Below are 17,185 nucleotides of genomic sequence, written 5' to 3'. Positions count from 1 at the left end.
GACCGCTCCCCGATTGGAGCCGTCACTTCCGCGCCGGCCGGCCCTGCTACGGTTTACCCGTCCGCGGCCCCGATGGCCGCAACAATTCGAGGAGCCCGTCATGGGTCAGTCTGTCGTAGTGCTTGGTGCCCAGTGGGGCGATGAAGGCAAGGGCAAGATCGTGGATCTGCTCACCGAGGAAATCGGTGCCGTAGTGCGTTTCCAGGGCGGCCACAATGCCGGCCACACGCTTGTCATCAATGGCAAGAAGACCGTGCTGCACCTGATCCCGTCGGGCATCCTGCGTGAAGACGCGCTGTGCCTGATCGGCAACGGCGTGGTCATTTCGCCGGCTGCGCTGCAGAAGGAAATCGCCGAGCTGGAAACCTCCGGCGTGGAAGTGCGTTCGCGCCTGAAGATCTCCCCGGCCGCGCCGCTGATCATGCCGTACCACATCGCCCTGGACCAGGCGCGCGAACGCGCCGCCGGCGGCAAGGCGATCGGCACCACCGGCCGTGGCATCGGCCCGGCCTATGAAGACAAGGTGGCGCGTCGCGGCATCCGCATCGCCGACCTGCATTACCCGGCCCAGCTCGAAGAGCTCCTGCGCACCGCGCTGGATTACCACAACTTCGTGCTGACCAATTACCTCAAGACCGATGCGGTCGACTTCCAGAAGACCTACGACGAAGCACTGGCCTTCGGCGAGTACGTCCAGCCGATGAAGTCCGACGTGGCCGGCATCCTGCACGACCTGCGCAAGCAGGGTAAGCGCGTGCTGTTTGAAGGTGCGCAGGGCGCGCTGCTGGACATCGACCACGGCACCTACCCGTACGTCACCAGCTCCAACACCACCGTGGGCGGTGCGCTGGCCGGTGCCGGCGTCGGCGCCGATGCGATCGACTACGTGCTGGGCATCGCCAAGGCGTATGCCACCCGCGTCGGCGGCGGCCCGTTCCCGACCGAGCTGGACGACGAGATCGGCCAGGGCATCCGCGACCGCGGTGCCGAATACGGCGCCTCCACCGGCCGTCCGCGTCGTTGCGGCTGGATGGACATCGTCGCGCTCAAGCGCGCCGTGGCCATCAACGGCATCAGCGGCCTGTGCATCACCAAGCTGGACGTGCTGGACGGCATGGAAAAGCTGAAGGTCTGCATTGCCTACGAATACCGTGGCAAGCGCACCGAATACGCGCCGCTGGACGCGCAGGGCTGGGAAGAGTGCACCCCGGTGTACCTGGAGTTCCCGGGCTGGAACGAGAACACCCACGGCATCACCGAGTGGGACAAGCTGCCGGCGGCCGCGCGTGCCTACCTGCGTGCCCTGGAAGAGCTGGCCGGTTGCCCGATCAGCATCGTCTCCACCGGCCCGGACCGCGACCACACCATGGTCCTGCAGGACCCGTTCGCCTGATCCAGGCGCCGGGCTACGCCGGACACCATCCGGCGTAGTGCCAGGCCCTGCCTGGCAACCAGAAGCCCCGCGAAAGCGGGGCTTTTGCGTTTGTGGCGTCCCTGCACTGCCCAGATCGGGTAGAACCCTGCTCAATCTGGGCATTGCCGAAAATTATAAGCAATTGTTTCGTTTTAGATGCGCTGATGTTTAACTAACTCAACTTCGAAGCTGTTGCTTAGAAATCGTTGCAATCGACCCGATCAGCCCGCATTATAGAAACAACTGCTTAGATATGGTGGTAATGGCGGTGATCGACATCCAAGTGAAAAACCCCGAAGACATTGGCCAGATCATCCGCCGTGTCCGCAGGAATCAGGGCATCCGCCAGGACGACCTGGCCGCCTACATCGACTCCAGCCACGTTTTCATGCGCGACGCCGAACGCGGGAAGCCCTCCGTGCAGCTGGGGCGCGTGCTGCGCGCGCTCGACGAACTTGGCATCAAAGTCACGCTGCAGGTTCCAGATGCAGTAATGGAGCCCAAATCAAAACGACCTGGTGCCAAATGAGCGCGCCCTTGCCGCGCCTGCTGTGCGTGTGGCTGGATACGGCGCTGGTAGGGCGCCTCTCCGAACACGGGAATATCTGGCGATTCGACTACGAACCAGCGTGGCAAGGGGGCGACCTGTCACCCGCGATTCGCCGCTCACAGGTTTCCATCATCGACGGAGCCTCGCTTCGACCGGTCCAATGGTTTTTCAGCAACCTCCTGCCGGAGGAAGGCGCGAAGGTTCTCCTCGCGCGGGATGCGCGCGTGGATGCTGCCGACAACTTCGGCTTGCTGCAATTCTACGGCCGGGAATCAGCAGGAGCCCTGACGCTGCTGCCCGAGGGTGAGGGCATTTCGCCTGCCAGCCTCCAGCCGTTGACCGATGAAGCCCTCTCCGAGCGAATCCGTCGCCTACCTCAGGTTCCCTTGAGTCATGACGCACCCAAGCGCATGTCGCTGGCGGGTGCTCAGCACAAGCTTGCGGTGACAGTGTTGGAGGACGGCATTTTTGAGCCCGTGGGAGCCGAGCCTTCCACCCACATCCTCAAACCAGATCACCCGCAGCCCGACCACTACTGGCAGACCACCATCAACGAGTGGTTTGTGATGCGGCTGGCATCGGCTGTGGGAATGGATACGGCAGAAGTGTCCATCCGACGCGTTCCTGAAGCGGTCTACCTGGTCCGGCGCTTTGATCGTACCTTCCGGACACCCGTCGAGCGTCTGCCGGTGCTGGACGCGTGTCAGATGCTCTCTCTGGACGCAGTGTTCAAATATAGGGAAGCGACGTCGACGTCATTGAATGCGCTCATCGACCTTTGCGTACATAAAGCCGACACGCGCGCCCGGCTCTACCGGTGGTGGCTGTTCAACCTGATAACGGGCAACTCCGACGCGCACTTGAAGAATCTAAGCTTCCTGGGCGGGACAGACGGATGGGTGCTGGCGCCGCACTACGATCTGATCTGTACCAGCATCTACGCAACAGGCGACGCGTGGGGTGACGATGTGCCCGTCACTCCTCCCGGATGGGGGCCGTACAAGCAGGTGAGTCGCGGCAGCGCAATTGCATTTGGCGCCACCATCGGAATCAACGCCCGGGCTGCCGAACGCGAGCTGGATTACCTGCTTGAGCGCATCCAGGCGCATGCGGGCAAGCTCTACGACGAGTACGAAGCAGGCGCCGCCCGGGGCGTGGATCCTGGGGAGGCCCGACTGATCCGAGGGATCATCCATGGCCCGGTCAGGGATATGCTTGCCCAGCTGCAATAGCGCCTGCATCTTTGAGCTTGGCGCCCATGATGTCTGCTCAGCCCAGGTTGGCGAGTCGGGGCAGCAAAAACCAGGTAATCAGCAATGACATGGCGCAGTAGAGACTGAGTAAGTAGTTCAGCGCTGCCAGTGCGGCCAGCGCGAAGGGCCGGTTGGATACCTGCTCCGCGACCGCCAGATTCCTGCAGCGGCAAGCACTGATACGGCTGCCGTGCCAAACAGCAGAACCGGCGCATGTAACAGCCACCGTGCATTCAGTGCGGCCACCGCGGGAATGCGCGGGCCATAGCTGGCCAGATGTTCTACGGGGAATGCCTCGATCAGCTGGGCGGTGTAAGCCCCCGTTCCCAGCACCGCAATCAGGCTGGTCACGTACAGGAACATTCCAAGGATCCGCGTCATGCGATGTGCCCCAGCATCAGTGATGAGCCTCGGCCGGATTCAGTTGATGTCGAAGGACGACTGCAGTGGAAGGCTGACGTTACGCACGGTGTCGCGCACGGTGATCGCCACGGTCCAGGTGCCATGCGGATCGCCCGCTTCCGCGGTGAACTTCATCCCCACCGAAGACAGATAGACACTATTGGGATCGGTATCGAGCTGGGTAACGAAGCAGGGCAGGTCATGCTCATCCCCGCTCAGGCTGCCGTCGGGGCGGGTGATCCGCAGGTCGCAGCGCACTTGCGCCATGCCGGCGGCGTCCAGCTTCGGGTTGGTCAGGAAGGACAGGATGTAGAGCGAGCCGCCTTCCTTGACCTCGGTGGCCAGTTCGAAACGCGGCACCCCGTTGACCGGGTTTTCCCATTTCTGTTGCCATTCCGGGTCTGCGGTGACCACCATCGACGCGGAGAAGTCTTCGCTGGATTTCGCCGACGACGTATCAGGCAGGGCGTTTCCTTGGCCGTCGTGGAGGGCGGTCTGCGCCAGTGCGGACAACGGCGTCAGCAGGGCCAACAAGGCAAGCGTGCGTGCAGATTTCATGTAAGTGGTTCCCCTGTCCGCATCCTGCGGTGATGAGCGAGTATCGCCCATCCACCGCGCAGGCCGTCAAGGCGGTGCCGGGCCAAACCCTGCATCGGGTCAGGGCGGCTGCTTACCCAGGCGCGGTGGTGGCCCGCTGGTGTACGCGTTGGTGATGCGGGAGCCTGTTTCGATTTCAGGTCCATGCGTCAATGTGCGTGGCACCTGTACCGGCGGTTGTTTGGGAACCAACCCTACCGGGATGCCTTGGAGGCCTTCTTCGCCGGCCGTTTCTTGCCGCCGCCATCCTGCTTGTTCACGGTCGCCCAGGCGATGCGTTCGGCGGCTTCGTCGCTGCGACCCTCGGCTTTTTCGCTTTCCTCGATGTGCTCGGCCTGGCGCTTCTGCTTGTCGGTGTAACTGGATTTGTCTCCGCGCGGCATGGGAATCGTCCTCTCTTCAGGAAGCAGCGGACCAACGGTCCGCTCTACACGTTGCCCGGCAGGAGCGGATCCACTGTCCGCTCCTGCCGGGCCGGGTCAGGCGAGGGTGCGGACCTTGGGTTCACGCGCCCACTGGCGGGTGGCGGCGGCGGCGATGAAGCCCTTGGCGTCTTCGGCTTCCACCACGCCATAGTCTTTGCCAACGCGCGCCGTCTTGAGCAGCTGCTGGGCGCCGTCATCGGCGGCGATGGCCTTCAGGTGGGCCCAGGCGTCCGCAGCGAAATCGATCGCGGCCGATTCCTTGCTCAGGCGCTTGGCGGCGTCGGCGCTCAGTACGATCGCCACTGCGTCGAACACCACCGAGGGCGTGCCTGCCAGCTGGCCATCCGCAGGCTGCAGTCTGCCGTCGCTCAACTTGCCGCCGCCGACCTTGGGCGCGACCAGCTTCACCTTCGCGCCGGCTTTCTCGGCCGCTTTGCGCAGGTTTGCGATCAACCCCGCGTCGGAGCCCTCGTCGAACAGGATGCCGATGCAGCGGCCCTTGAGCAGGTCCTTGGTGCGGCCGATGATGCGCACTTCCGGCGCCTTGGGCAGGTCCTTGGCCGGGGTGGCCGTCGGTGCAGGTTCCGGCAGGGCGGGCATCGCCAGGCCGTCGGCAACGCGTTTGGCCAACGACTCGTCGATGTTGCGCAGATGACTTACCGTGCGCTCGCGCACGGGTACCGTTTCCACCTTGGACAATTCAAACACCAGCGCCGAGGCCAGGTGCGCCTGCTCCGGCGCCTCCAGGCTGCGGAAGAACATGCGCGCCTGGCTGTAGTGGTCGGCGAAACTGGCAGCACGCACGCGCCCCTTGCGACCATCATCGGCCGGCGTGGCATGGCTGGGAAAGCCATCAGCGGTCTCGCGCGGGCTGTCGCCCTGCAGGGAGCTGGGGTCATATGCTACCCGGCCCTTGGGGATGTTCATCTGCATATGGCCGTCGCGTTGATGGTTGGCGAACGGGCACTTGGGTGCGTTGACCGGAATCTGGTGGAAGTTCGGTCCACCCAGGCGGCTGAGCTGGGTGTCCAGGTACGAGAACAGCCGTCCCTGCAGCAGCGGGTCGTTGCTGAAATCGATGCCGGGCGGCACGTTGGCCGGGCAGTAGGCGACCTGCTCGGTTTCGGCGAAGAAGTTGTCCGGCCAGCGGTCCAGCACCATCCGGCCGATCACGGTCAGCGGCACCAGCGACTCGGGAATGATCTTGGTCGAATCCAGGTGGTCGAACGGGAACGCCTCGGCTTCTTCTTCGGTGAACAGCTGCACCGCCAGCTCCCATTCGGGGAAGTCACCGGCAGTGATCGCCTCGAACAGGTCGCGGCGGTGGAAATCGTTGTCCGCCCCCTGCAGCTTCACCGCCTCGTCCCACACGGTGGACTGCACCCCAAGCTTGGGCCGCCAGTGGAACTTCACGAAGGTGGATTCGCCGGCATCGTTCAACAGCCGGAAGCTGTGGATGCCGAAGCCTTCGATGGTGCGAAGCGAACGCGGAATGGTGCGGTCGCTCATCGCCCACATGATCATGTGCATCGATTCGGGCATCAGCGAAACGAAGTCCCAGAACGTGTCATGGGCGCTGGCGGCCTGCGGGAATGCACGGTCCGGTTCCATCTTGACCGCGTGGATCAGGTCGGGGAACTTGATCGCGTCCTGGATGAAGAACACCGGGATGTTGTTGCCCACCAGGTCCCAGTTACCCTCGGGCGTATAGAACTTCACCGCGAAGCCGCGCACATCGCGCGGGGTGTCCACGGAACCGGCACCACCGGCGACGGTGGAGAAACGGGTGAACACGGGCGTGCGGACGCCTACTTCGGTCAGCACGCGCGCACGGGTGAATTCCTCCAGCGAACGGGTAAGTTCGAAATAGCCGTGCGCAGCGCTGCCGCGCGCGTGCACGATGCGCTCCGGAATGCGCTCATGGTCGAAGTGGGTGATCTTCTCGCGCAGGATGAAGTCTTCCAGCAACGTCGGTCCGCGCGGGGTGTCGCGCAGCGAGTTCTGGTTGTCCGCCACCGGGATGCCCTGGTTGGTGGTCAGTGCCGGATGGCCACCGCCGGCCTGCTGGTGAAGTTCGTCGCCTTCGCCACGGCGATCGGCGGGCGGGGCGGATTTGGTGCGGGGCTTGCTGGTGGCCATCAGGCGACTCCGGGCTGGCAGGGGGGATGCAACGCCTCACAGTGGCGGGCGGGGCGTTAATCGCCGGTCGGAGAACCCGGTCGCGCATGCACCTGCGCTTCACGCCGGCAGCCAGGCAGGTATCCTTGGTGGCGTGTCCATCCTCCTGCCGCCCCCGCATGCGCGTTGAACCTGCCGACATCGAAGCCCTGTTCGATGCGATTCCCGATGTGCTGTTCTTCATGAAGGACCGCGACGGGCGCTACACGCACATCAACCAGACCATGCTGCGCCGTCTGGGGCTGAAGTCCCGCAAGGAAGTGATCGGGCGCACCGCTGCCGAGATCTACCCCACGGGGCTGGGCGCGGACTACGCCACCCAGGATGCGCAGGTACTGGCCGGCAAAGTGATCGAGAACCTGATGGAGCTGCACCTGTTCGCCAACCGCGAGCCGGGCTGGTGCCTGACCTGCAAGCGGCCGCTGCTGGTGGACGGGCAGATCCGCGGGCTGATCGGCATCTCCCGCGACCTGGGGCAGAAAGACAGCCTGGGCACCCAATACGAACAGCTGCGGCTGGCGCTGGCCCACCTGAACGCGCATTACGCCGAGAACGTGCGCATGCAGACCTTGCTGGATATCACCGGGTTTTCGCTGTCCAAGCTGGAGCGCACCTTCCGCAGGGTGTTCCAGATGACCCCGCAGCAGGTACTGACCCGGCTGCGCATCCAGATGGCGGTGCATCTGCTGCATGGCAGCGACACCATCGCCAGCATCGGCCAGGCCTGCGGGTTTACCGACCAGAGCGCGTTCACCCGCAAGTTCAAGGCCGAGGTCGGGGTGTCGCCACGGGCCTATCGCGCCCAGATCGCGGAGCGCGCAGAGCCCTGATTACAGGGGCAGGGGCGTTGCCCCTATCCCGTCCGCCGGCCGGACAAGGTATGGTGTCGCACCTGTTGCCCGCCAATCGATTCCGATGCCCGCATCCCAGACTCCGGCCTCCGCCGCCGCACCCGCCGACACCCGCCTCGGGAGCTCGCTCAAACCCCGCCAGCTGATCATGATGGGCCTGGGCAGCGCCATCGGCGCCGGCCTGTTCCTGGGCTCCGGGGTGGGCGTGCAGGCCGCTGGTCCGGCGGTGCTGCTGTCCTACCTGGTGGCCGGTGCGCTGGTGATCATCGTGATGAACGCGCTGGGCGAGATGGCTGCGGCCAAGCCGACCAGTGGCGCGTTCTCGGTGTATGCCGCCGACGCCATGGGCGCCACGGCCGGCGCCACGGTGGGCTGGCTGTGGTGGGTGCAGCTGGTGATCGTGATCGCCGCCGAAGCGGTCGGTGCGGCGGGCCTGCTGGCCACGGTTTGGCCGGTGATCCCGGTACCGATGGCGGCGCTGGCATTCATGCTGTTCTTCACCGCGATCAACCTGCTGGGAGTGAAGAACTTCGGTGAATTCGAGTTCTGGTTCGCCATCCTCAAGGTGGCCGCCATCATCGGGTTCATCCTGATCGGCGTGGCGCTGCTGATGGGCTGGCTGCCGGACGTGGCGTCGCCGGGCCTGAGCAACTTCACCCAGCACGGCGGTTTCGCCCCCAACGGGCTGGCCGGGATCGGTGCGGCACTGCTGGTAGTGGTGTTCGCCTTCGGCGGCACCGAAATCGTGGCGGTGGCCGCGGCCGAAACCGAAGACCCCGAGCGCAGCATTGCCCGTGCCATCCGCACCGTGGCGTGGCGCATCCTGGTGTTCTACATCGGCTCGCTGAGCGTGATCATCGCCGTGGTGCCGTGGACCAGCGAAGCGCTGAAGTCGCCGTTCGCCGCCGTGCTGCAGGTGGCCAACATTCCGGGGGCCGCCACGGCCATCACCCTGATCGCGGTGATCGCACTGTTGTCGGCGCTCAACGCCAACCTGTATGGCGCCTCGCGCATGATGTATTCGCTGGCGCGCCGCCGCGAAGCCCCGGCGGTGCTGGGCTGGACCGACCCGCGCCACGTGCCGCTCATTGCGGTGCTGGCCAGCGTGCTGTTCGGCTTCGCCGCCACGGTGATGGAGCTGGTGTTTCCCGACAAGGTGCTGCCGGTGCTGCTGAACATCGTGGGCTCCACCTGCCTGCTGGTGTGGACGATTTCGCTGCTGTCGCAGCTGATCCTGCGCCACCGGGCCAACCGCGACGGCACCCGCCTGCCGTTCCGCATGGCCGGCTACCCGTACCTGACCGTGCTCGGCCTGTGCGTGCTGGCACTGATCTTCGGCCTGCTGCTGTCCGAAGCGCACACCCGCGTGCAGTTCCTGTCGATGGCCGCGCTCACCGCTGTGATTGCGATCATCAGCGAAGTCACCCGCCGCGTGCGCCGCAACCGCTCCTCGGAATAATCGTAGACACGCCACGCGTGTCCTGCGTGATCGAGGCGACCCATGACGGCGGTCGCGCGCGACACCGGCCAGGCAGAACCCATAACAATGACGGCCCGCGTCTGCGGGCCGTTCACACTGTTGCCACGCCGCTCAACGGTCAGCGTCAAGACGTAGGACTGTCGCCGTCAGTAACGATTGTCCAGATGCCTGTTGGCAGAGTTAGCATGGAGTGCAGGGTCTACGTCGTGCTCGCACTTCTGCGATCCGTTGGTGGTCTGGTCGATTCTTGGCGGGGTCGTGTTGGAGATCGTGGCCGGCTGCGGTCTTGCCGACGCCGGCGCCGGTCCGTACGGTTGTTCAATGCGGAACACCTGCGGCGGAATGATCCTGCCGACGGAGTGGGAAGAAACTTCTTTCGGAATCATCATTGCTCCAAGCGTAAGTCCAGCTGGGTGGGCAAGGGTGACCGCGATCATGCGATGCAGCTTTCAGAATGCCATCGCAGGACAAGAAAGAACGGCCCGCTTTGCGCGGGCCGTCGTCATTACCGCCTGGGCCGGCCAATGGCCGGCACTACCGGGTCATGACTTCGCCGGGGGCGCCTCTTCGGTCATTTTCAGCGCCACAGCGTACTCTTTCACGTTTGGATATTTTTGCGCCAAGGTGCACCATGGCATGTCGGCTTCGGACGTATAGGTGCGGTACAGCGGCGCCGCCGCGAATGCCATGGCCGCCGCTACGTTGTTCACATGGGTGATCGGCGCCTGCTCGCTGGCTTGGCTCGCTTGGCTTCGCATGGGCGCGGAGCTTGGGGTGCTGGTATCGAGTTTTGGGATCATGCGGAACGGGTCCAGTGTGAGAGGACCTGTACGCTACGAACCGTCCAGCGCCCGCGCTTCCATGTTTCATGCATGTGGGTTCGTTCCAGGCAGCGCTGGCCCAACTCGGGCCAAGCAAAAACGGCCCGCTTTCGCGGGCCGTTTCGTTTCAGCCAGGCAGGAGGATCAGACCTCCACGCCCTCGTCTTCCTTGTACGCGTCGACCGGGATGCAGGCGCACATCACGTTCTTGTCGCCGTAGACGTTGTCCACGCGTGCCACCGGCGGCCAGTACTTCTGCTGGCGCAGGCTGGCCAGCGGGAAGGCGGCCAGTTCGCGCGGGTAGGCGTGCGACCACTCGCTGGCCGACACCGCGGTCGCAGTGTGCGGTGCATGCTTGAGCGGGTTGTCCTCGCGGTCCAGGCGGCCGTCTTCGATCGCGGCGATTTCCTCGCGGATCTGGATCATCGCGTTGATGAAACGGTCCAGCTCGTGCAGCGATTCGCTTTCGGTCGGCTCCACCATCAGCGTGCCCGCGACCGGGAAGCTCAGGGTCGGGGCGTGGAAGCCGAAGTCGATCAGGCGCTTGGCCACGTCTTCAGCACCCACGCCAGAGGTCTTCTCCAGCGGGCGCACGTCCAGGATGCACTCGTGCGCCACCAGCCCGTTGCGGCCGGTGTACAGCGTCTTGAAGTGCGGGGCCAGGCGCTTGGCGATGTAGTTGGCGTTGAGCAGCGCCACCTGGGTGGCCTTGCGCAGGCCTTCAGTGCCCATCAGCGTGATGTACATCCAGCTGATCGGCAGGATCGAGGCGCTGCCGAAGCTGGCCGCGCTGACCATGCCCACCGGGCCGTTGTCGCCCAGCTTGCCCGGCAGGAACGGGGCAAGGTGCGACTTGACCGCGCACGGGCCCACGCCCGGGCCGCCGCCGCCATGCGGAATGCAGAAGGTCTTGTGCAGGTTCAGGTGCGACACGTCCGAGCCCCACTTGCCGGGCTTGGCCACGCCGACCAGGGCGTTCATGTTGGCGCCGTCGGTGTACACCTGGCCGCCGTGCTTGTGGATGATCTCGCAGATCTCGACCACTTCTTCCTCGAACACGCCGTGCGTGGAGGGGTAGGTCATCATGATCGCGGCCAGGCGGTCGCTGTACTTCTCGGCGTTGATGCGGATGTCTTCCACATCCACGTTGCCATTGCCGTCGGTCTTGGTCACCACCACCTTCATGCCGCACATCTGCGCGGAGGCCGGGTTGGTGCCGTGCGCCGAATCCGGAATCAGGCAGACGTCGCGATGGCCTTCGCCACGCGAGCGGTGGTAGGCGCGGATCGCCAGCAGGCCGGCATATTCGCCCTGCGCGCCGGAGTTCGGCTGCAGGCTCACCGCGTCATAGCCGGTGCACTCGACCAGCATCGCTTCCAGCCCGTCGATCAGTTCCTTGTAACCAAGGGCCTGGTCGGCCGGGGCCAGCGGGTGGATGTTGGCGAACTCCGGCCAGGTCACCGGGATCATCTCGGCGGTGGCATTGAGCTTCATGGTGCAGCTGCCCAGCGGGATCATGGTGCGATCCATCGCCAGGTCCTTGTCGGCCAGCGAGCGCAGGTAGCGCAGCAGCTCGTGTTCGCTGTGGTGGGTGTTGAACACCGGGTGGGTCAGGAACGCGCTGGTGCGCACCAGGCCGGCCGGCAGGGCATCGGCGGTGGCCGCGTCCAGTGCTTCCACGTCCACGCTGGCACCGAACAGCTGGCCCAGCGCGACGATGTCGGCGCGGGTGGTGGTTTCGTCCAGGCTGATGCCGACCGCTTCGCTGTCGATCGCGCGCAGGTTGATGCGGGCGGCGGCCGCCTTGGCATGGATCGCGGTCGCGTCGATGTCCTTGACGTGCAGGGTGTCGAAGAACTGCTCGCCGACGTTGATGCCGGCCGTGCGCAGCGCGGCAGCCAGGATCGCGGCCAGGCGGTGGGTGCGGCGGGCGATGCGGGTCAGGCCCTCCGGGCCGTGGTACACGGCATACATCGAGGCCATGACCGCCAGCAGCACCTGCGCGGTGCAGATGTTGGAGGTGGCCTTCTCGCGGCGGATGTGCTGTTCGCGGGTCTGCAGGGTGAGGCGGTAGGCCGCATTGCCCTGCGCATCGACCGACACGCCGATCAGGCGGCCCGGCATCGAACGCTTGTAGGCATCACGGCAGGCCATGAAGGCCGCGTGCGGGCCGCCGAAGCCGAACGGCACGCCGAAGCGCTGCGAGTTGCCCACCACGATGTCCGCGCCCCATTCGCCGGGGGCGGCAATCAGGGTCAGCGCCAGCAGGTCGGTGGCCACGGCCACCAGGCCACCACGGGCATGCACGGCATCGGCCAGCGCCTTGTAGTCGCCGATGTGGCCGAAGGTATCGGGGTACTGCAGCAGCACGCCGTAGGCTTCGGCTTCCATGGCTTCGGCCGGGGTGCCCACGCGCAGCACGATGCCCATCGGCTCGGCGCGGGTGCGCAGCAGTTCCAGCGTCTGCGGGTGCACGGCGTCGTGCACGAAGAAGGTGTCGGACCTGGACTTGGCCGAACGCTTGGCCAGGGTCATCGCTTCGGCCGCGGCGGTGGCTTCATCCAGCAGCGAGGCGTTGGCGATCTCCATGCCGGTCAGGTCGGCGCACAGGGTCTGGAAGTTGATCAGCGCTTCCATGCGGCCCTGCGAGATCTCGGCCTGGTATGGGGTGTAAGCGGTGTACCACGCCGGGTTTTCCAGCACGTTACGCAGGATGACGTTCGGGGTGAGGGTGCCGTAGTACCCCTGGCCGATGAAGGTGCGGAACACCTGGTTCTTTTCGGCGATGGTGCGGATCTTGGCCAGGGCTTCCACTTCGGTCAGCGAGCTGGGCAGCGCCAGCGCGGCCGGCGACTTGATGCCCGACGGCACGATGGCGTCGGTCAGTGCGTCCAGCGAGGCGTGGCCGACCACGTCGAGCATCTGCGCGATTTCGGCGTCGTTGGGGCCGATGTGGCGTTCAACGAACGCGTGGTGGTGTTCAAGCTCGCGCAGGGTAGGGGTGTTCTGGGACATGGCTGGCATCCAAAAGAGTGGGCACGCACGTTCGGAAGCGCGGACGGGGCGTGTCATGGGCGACAACGATCCACCGGACCCTGCGGTCTTCCTGGGTGCCCCTCTGTCCTTTTGCCTGAGAGTTTAAAAGCGCGCGGCTGCGTGCTTCGTGCCCCTTCGGCGCCGGCACTGGCCGGTCTCTCCAGAGTTTTGGTGCGGGTGGTATCGGGCCTGAGCGATTACGGGCGTTGCGCCTTCGGCAGCGGGTGCTTCAATACAAAGCGCCGCTTCTCCCACCATGTAGCGTGGGAATTATAGCCCAGCGGCCCGGCCGACAACGCCCGTCCGGCACATGAACAGGGGGCGCCGACCGCGTCATAACCGGCCGCCGGGCATGGTGCCAGGCAGGCGGACGGCCTATCATGGCTGCATCCTCGTATTCATCAGGCGCCACCGCAGGCTGCGGCCGGCGCCTTCCGTGCGTTCGCACGGCCGCTGACGGAAGACCCGATGACACCCGCTCCGCCCTCCAACCGCCGCCTGGCCCTGCTGCTTGCCGGCCTGGCCATGTTCGGCCCGTTCTCGATCGACACCATCTTCCCGGCGTTCCTGCTGCTGGGCGAGCGCATGCAGGTCGACCAGGTCGCGGTGCAGCAGACGGTGAGCGTGTACCTGCTGTTCTACGGCCTGATGAGCCTGGCGCACGGCCCGCTGTCGGACGCGTTCGGCCGCCGCCGGGTGATCCTGGGGGGGCTGGTGCTGTTCATCGCCGCCTCGATCGGCTGCGCGCTGTCGCGCGACCTGACCACGCTGCTGGTGTTCCGCGCGCTGCAGGGCGTCACCGCCGGCGTAGGCGTGATCGTCGGCCGCGCGGTGATCCGCGACCTCTACCATGGCGCCGACGCGCAGCGGTTGATGAGCCAGGTCTCGATGATCTTCGGCATCGCCCCGGCGATCGCGCCGATCATCGGCGGCTGGATCCTGCTCGGCGGCGGCGACTGGCCGCTGATCTTCTGGTTCCTGGTGGTGTTCGCGCTGGTGTTGCTCGCCGCCACCGGCAAGTGGCTGCCGGAGACCCACCCGGTGGAAGCCCGCACCCCGCTGTCCACCCGCGCGCTGCTGCGCAGCTACCTGCAGATGGGCACCAATCCGCGCCTGCTGCGCCTGGCGGCAGCCGGTGCGTTCAATTTCTCCGGCATTTTCCTGTACATCGCCTCGGCACCGGTGTTCGTGATGCAGCACCTGCAGCTGGGCGAGGGCGGTTTTGCCTGGCTGTTCATTCCCACCATCGGCGGCATGACCACGGGCTCGTTCCTGTCCGGGCGCATGGCCGGGCGGATGACCGCCGCCCGCCAGGTCGGGATCGGCTTCAGCCTGTGTGCGGTATCGGCGCTGGTCAACCTGGCCTATGTGCTGGCGGTGGACCAGATCGCGCTGCCCTGGGCGGTGCTGCCGATCTTCGTCGGTGGCGTGGGCATGGCGCTGATCTTCCCGATCCTGGCGCTTGCCGTGCTGGATATGTACCCGCACCAGCGCGGTCTTGCCTCGTCGATGCAGATGTTCCTGCAGCTGATGATCAACACCGTGGTGGCCGGGGTGGTGTCGCCGATGCTCAGCCACACCCCGCTGCACCTGGCGCTGGGCTATGCCGGCTTCTTCGCCATCGGCGCCAGCTTCTGGTTCTGGGAGCGTCGCTGCGAACGCCGCCGCGAGGCCCTGGCCGGCCTGGCCTGAGCCGGTGCGTTATCCTTTCCCCATCTGTTGAAGTCCGGAAGTCCCGCTGATGTCGACCACCTCCAAGCTGCGCCGTGACCTGCGCAAGCGCCGCGAAACCGAAGCGGCCAATCGTGAAAAGGCCAACGCGTCGCCGGTGGAGCCCCATGCCGAACTGCGCGACCAGCAGCGCACGCTGCTGGCCGGCGTGGTGCGCCGCGATGGCGAATGGGTGCTGGGCATGGATGGCCGTATCGCCGGGCAGACCCCCAGCGCCGCCCGCGTGCTGGCGCTGATCATGCAGGCCGCCGAACTGCACGAGCGCCAGGGAACGCCGGTGCGCCTGGTGTATTCGGATGCATTGAAAGACGCCGCGCACGCCGAAGCCAAGGCCGACGGCAAGGATTTCGAGCAGTTCAAGACCGAGTTGGCCGCGTCGTTGAAACCAAGATCCTGACAACCGACCGCGCAAAAAAAAACCGGCCAATGGCCGGTTTTTTTCGTTTACGGGGCCTTCGGCGCCGCCGCCGCCGGCGGCTGCCACCCGCACATCTGGCCCTGGTTCTGCTGCTTCAGCCACTCGTTGACCGGGGTGAAGTACTCGATCATCGGGCCGGCATCGAGCTTGTCGCCGCCGGTGATTTCCTTCAGCGTGGCCTGCCACGGCTGGCTGGCACCCTTGCTCAGCATCGCCCAGAACTTCTGGCCGGCTTCCTTGTTGCCGTAGAAGCTGCACTGGTGCAGCGGGCCCTTGTAGCCGGCCGCGTCGCACAGGCCCTTGTAGAACTGGAACTGCAGGATGCGCGCCAGGAAGTAGCGCGTGTACGGGGTATTGCCCGGCACGTGGTACTTGGCGCCCGGATCGAAGAACTCCTCGCCGCGCGCCGAGGCCGGGGCCACGCCCTGGTACTTGGCCTTCAGGTCCCACCAGGCCTTGTTGTACTGGTCCGGGGTGATCGAGCCATCGAACACGCCCCAGCGCCAGCGGTCGATCATCAGGCCGAACGGCAGGAACGACACGCCGCTCAGGGCCATGCGCATCTGCGCGTTGATGGTCGCCTCGCGGCTTTCCTGCGGCTTGTCGACCAGGCCGATCGAGTTCAGGTACTGCGGGGTCATCGCCAGCACGATGGTGTCGCCGATCGCTTCGTGGAAGCCATCGTTGGCACCGCCCTGGAACAGCGGCGGCAGCGGGTTGTAGGCCAGGTCGTAATAGATGTGGCCCAGCTCGTGGTAGATGGTGGTGAAGTTTTCTTCGGTCGGCTTGATGCACATCTTGGTACGCACGTCGCCTTCCATGTTCATGTCCCACGCGCTGGCGTGGCAGACCACGTCACGGTCCAGCGGCTTGATGAACTGGGTCTTGTCCCAGTACGACTTCGGCAGCGCCGGCATGCCCAGCGACACGTAGAAGTCCTGCGCGCGTTCGGTCATCTGCTTGGCGGTACGCAGTTCGGCCTCACGCTGCGCCTTGTACAGCGCTTCCACGTTCGCGTTGCTGCCGCCGGCCTTGGCCAGCGCACCGCTCAGGTTCGCCTGGTACTGCTTTTCCAGCGCGGCGGTGATGTCCAGGCTGCCCGCGCCCGGGTACGGCTCAAGCTGGTCCCACAGGTTGGACCAGTCCTGCTGCCACATGTTGCCCAGCAGGTGCGCGGCGATCAGGCCGCCTTCGGTTTCGGCCTTGTCCTTGCCGTAGGTGCCGTCCAGCTTGGTGCGGGCGTAGCAGTGCAGCTGCTCGTACATCGGTTTGACCTGTTCCCACAGGCGGTCGGTTTCCGGGCCGATCTGCTCGGGCGGCATGTCGTAGCCGCTGCGCCACATCTGCCCGGCATCGGCGAAGCCCATTTCCTTGGCGCCTTCGTTGACCAGGCCGACGAAGCGCTGGTAATCGGCGCGCATCGGCTTGGTGGTGCCGTGCCAGCCCTGCCAGGCGTCCAGCTGCTTGTCGTAGTCGCGGCTGCTGGCCAGCACTTCTTCCAGGTCGCCGAGCTGGCGGCAGGTGGCCGGGTTGGCCTCGTCGGTGCAGTACTTGCCCGAGCCGTACGCGCCTTCCATGCGGCTGGCGATGCGGGTCAGCTCGCCCAGCTTGGCCGGGTCGCGCGGGGCCGGCATGGCGGTCATCAGCTTGAGCAGGTGGATCTGGCGCTTGGTGTCCTCGCTCATCGGCTGGCCGTCGTACTTGCCGGCCTGGGCGATCCAGCCATTGAGGATGGTCAGCCAGCGTTCGTTGGCCTTGGCCGCCACGCGCTCGGAATCGTCATTGATGTAGGTCGACGACAGCCACTGCGCCGAGGTCATTTCCGGGTACAGGGCCTTGTACTCGGCGTTGACGCGGGCGATGAACTGGTCCGCGGTCTCGGTCGGCGCGGTGGTGCCTGCGGCCGGTGCGGTGGTGGGGGACGATTCCTTCTGGCAGGCCGCCAGCGTCAGTGCGGCAGCACCGACAGCCAGGGCCAGCAGGAGCGGGCGGTGGTTCACGGGGACATCCTTGGGTGGTGACAGACCGG

General features: G+C 65.7%; 14 protein-coding genes, 1 pseudogene and 1 riboswitch. Of the genes and pseudogenes, 7 read left to right on the top strand and 8 right to left on the bottom strand.

What is annotated here, in order from left to right; all coding sequences use genetic code 11:
* The first annotated feature begins 100 nt into the window (after positions 1-100).
* From BAY15_RS14145 to BAY15_RS14135, 3 genes are all read left to right on the top strand, one after another.
* The gene (locus BAY15_RS14145; RefSeq protein WP_068853655.1) at positions 101-1,393 is read left to right on the top strand and encodes an adenylosuccinate synthase; all 1,293 of its coding nucleotides are present in this window, start codon (positions 101-103) and stop codon (positions 1,391-1,393) included.
* Positions 1,394-1,676: 283 nt separating this feature from the next.
* Complete coding sequence (locus BAY15_RS14140) at positions 1,677-1,943, top strand: helix-turn-helix transcriptional regulator (RefSeq protein ID WP_083214281.1); 267 nt, start codon at positions 1,677-1,679, stop codon at positions 1,941-1,943.
* Positions 1,940-3,196: a HipA domain-containing protein gene (locus BAY15_RS14135; protein WP_068853653.1), complete on the top strand. Its 1,257-nt coding sequence runs from the start codon at positions 1,940-1,942 to the stop codon at positions 3,194-3,196. Before BAY15_RS14140 ends, BAY15_RS14135 begins: the two co-directional genes overlap by 4 nt.
* Positions 3,197-3,313: 117 nt before the next feature.
* On the opposite strand, the gene BAY15_RS14130 is transcribed toward BAY15_RS14135, so the two are convergent.
* The 4 genes and pseudogenes from BAY15_RS14130 to BAY15_RS14115 form a co-directional block, all read right to left on the bottom strand.
* Entirely contained in the window at positions 3,314-3,580 is a 267-nt protein-coding gene (locus BAY15_RS14130) for a hypothetical protein (protein ID WP_068853652.1), read from the bottom strand.
* Between the two features lie 57 nt (positions 3,581-3,637).
* The gene (locus BAY15_RS14125; RefSeq protein ID WP_068853651.1) at positions 3,638-4,177 is read right to left on the bottom strand and encodes a hypothetical protein; all 540 of its coding nucleotides are present in this window, start codon (positions 4,175-4,177) and stop codon (positions 3,638-3,640) included.
* A 245-nt stretch (positions 4,178-4,422) separates the two neighbouring features.
* Positions 4,423-4,599 (bottom strand): annotated as a pseudogene (locus BAY15_RS14120) (HupB); the annotation flags it as partial.
* A gap of 96 nt (positions 4,600-4,695) precedes the next feature.
* On the bottom strand, positions 4,696-6,780 hold the full coding sequence (locus BAY15_RS14115; protein ID WP_068853649.1) for a catalase: 2,085 nt from the start codon (positions 6,778-6,780) through the stop codon (positions 4,696-4,698).
* A gap of 158 nt (positions 6,781-6,938) precedes the next feature.
* Between BAY15_RS14115 and BAY15_RS14110 the strand changes: the two genes are divergently transcribed.
* Both BAY15_RS14110 and BAY15_RS14105 read left to right on the top strand, forming a co-directional pair.
* Positions 6,939-7,649: an AraC family transcriptional regulator gene (locus BAY15_RS14110; protein ID WP_068853648.1), complete on the top strand. Its 711-nt coding sequence runs from the start codon at positions 6,939-6,941 to the stop codon at positions 7,647-7,649.
* 85 nt (positions 7,650-7,734) lie between these two features.
* Positions 7,735-9,129 (top strand): amino acid permease, encoded by a 1,395-nt coding sequence (locus tag BAY15_RS14105; protein WP_083214196.1) that lies wholly within the window; start codon positions 7,735-7,737, stop codon positions 9,127-9,129.
* A 167-nt stretch (positions 9,130-9,296) separates the two neighbouring features.
* Here BAY15_RS14105 and BAY15_RS19455 read toward each other — a convergent pair whose 3' ends face one another.
* The 3 genes from BAY15_RS19455 to gcvP form a co-directional block, all read right to left on the bottom strand.
* Positions 9,297-9,587 (bottom strand): hypothetical protein, encoded by a 291-nt coding sequence (locus BAY15_RS19455; RefSeq protein WP_208856106.1) that lies wholly within the window; start codon positions 9,585-9,587, stop codon positions 9,297-9,299.
* Positions 9,588-9,692: 105 nt separating this feature from the next.
* Positions 9,693-9,950, bottom strand: coding sequence for a hypothetical protein (locus tag BAY15_RS14100; protein ID WP_095364408.1), 258 nt, complete (start codon positions 9,948-9,950; stop codon positions 9,693-9,695).
* 165 nt (positions 9,951-10,115) lie between these two features.
* Positions 10,116-12,995, bottom strand: a complete 2,880-nt coding sequence (gene gcvP, locus BAY15_RS14095; protein WP_208856105.1) for an aminomethyl-transferring glycine dehydrogenase — start codon at positions 12,993-12,995, stop codon at positions 10,116-10,118.
* 84 nt (positions 12,996-13,079) lie between these two features.
* Positions 13,080-13,181, bottom strand: a riboswitch (glycine riboswitch).
* A gap of 294 nt (positions 13,182-13,475) precedes the next feature.
* Here gcvP and BAY15_RS14090 point away from each other — a divergent pair.
* The gene (locus tag BAY15_RS14090) at positions 13,476-14,699 is read left to right on the top strand and encodes a multidrug effflux MFS transporter (RefSeq protein WP_068853645.1); all 1,224 of its coding nucleotides are present in this window, start codon (positions 13,476-13,478) and stop codon (positions 14,697-14,699) included.
* A 49-nt stretch (positions 14,700-14,748) separates the two neighbouring features.
* Positions 14,749-15,135 (top strand): hypothetical protein, encoded by a 387-nt coding sequence (locus tag BAY15_RS14085; RefSeq protein WP_068853644.1) that lies wholly within the window; start codon positions 14,749-14,751, stop codon positions 15,133-15,135.
* Positions 15,136-15,182: 47 nt separating this feature from the next.
* Here the strand turns inward: BAY15_RS14085 and BAY15_RS14080 are convergent, their stop codons facing one another.
* Positions 15,183-17,156, bottom strand: coding sequence for a M2 family metallopeptidase (locus BAY15_RS14080; protein WP_068853643.1), 1,974 nt, complete (start codon positions 17,154-17,156; stop codon positions 15,183-15,185).
* Positions 17,157-17,185: the final 29 nt, after the last annotated feature.

Origin of the sequence: Stenotrophomonas rhizophila, from assembly GCF_001704155.1 — a bacterium.
GTDB lineage: Bacteria > Pseudomonadota > Gammaproteobacteria > Xanthomonadales > Xanthomonadaceae > Stenotrophomonas > Stenotrophomonas rhizophila_A.
The sequence above is the reverse complement of the archived record's forward strand: the minus strand, read 5'-3'. Positions and strand labels throughout refer to the sequence as shown.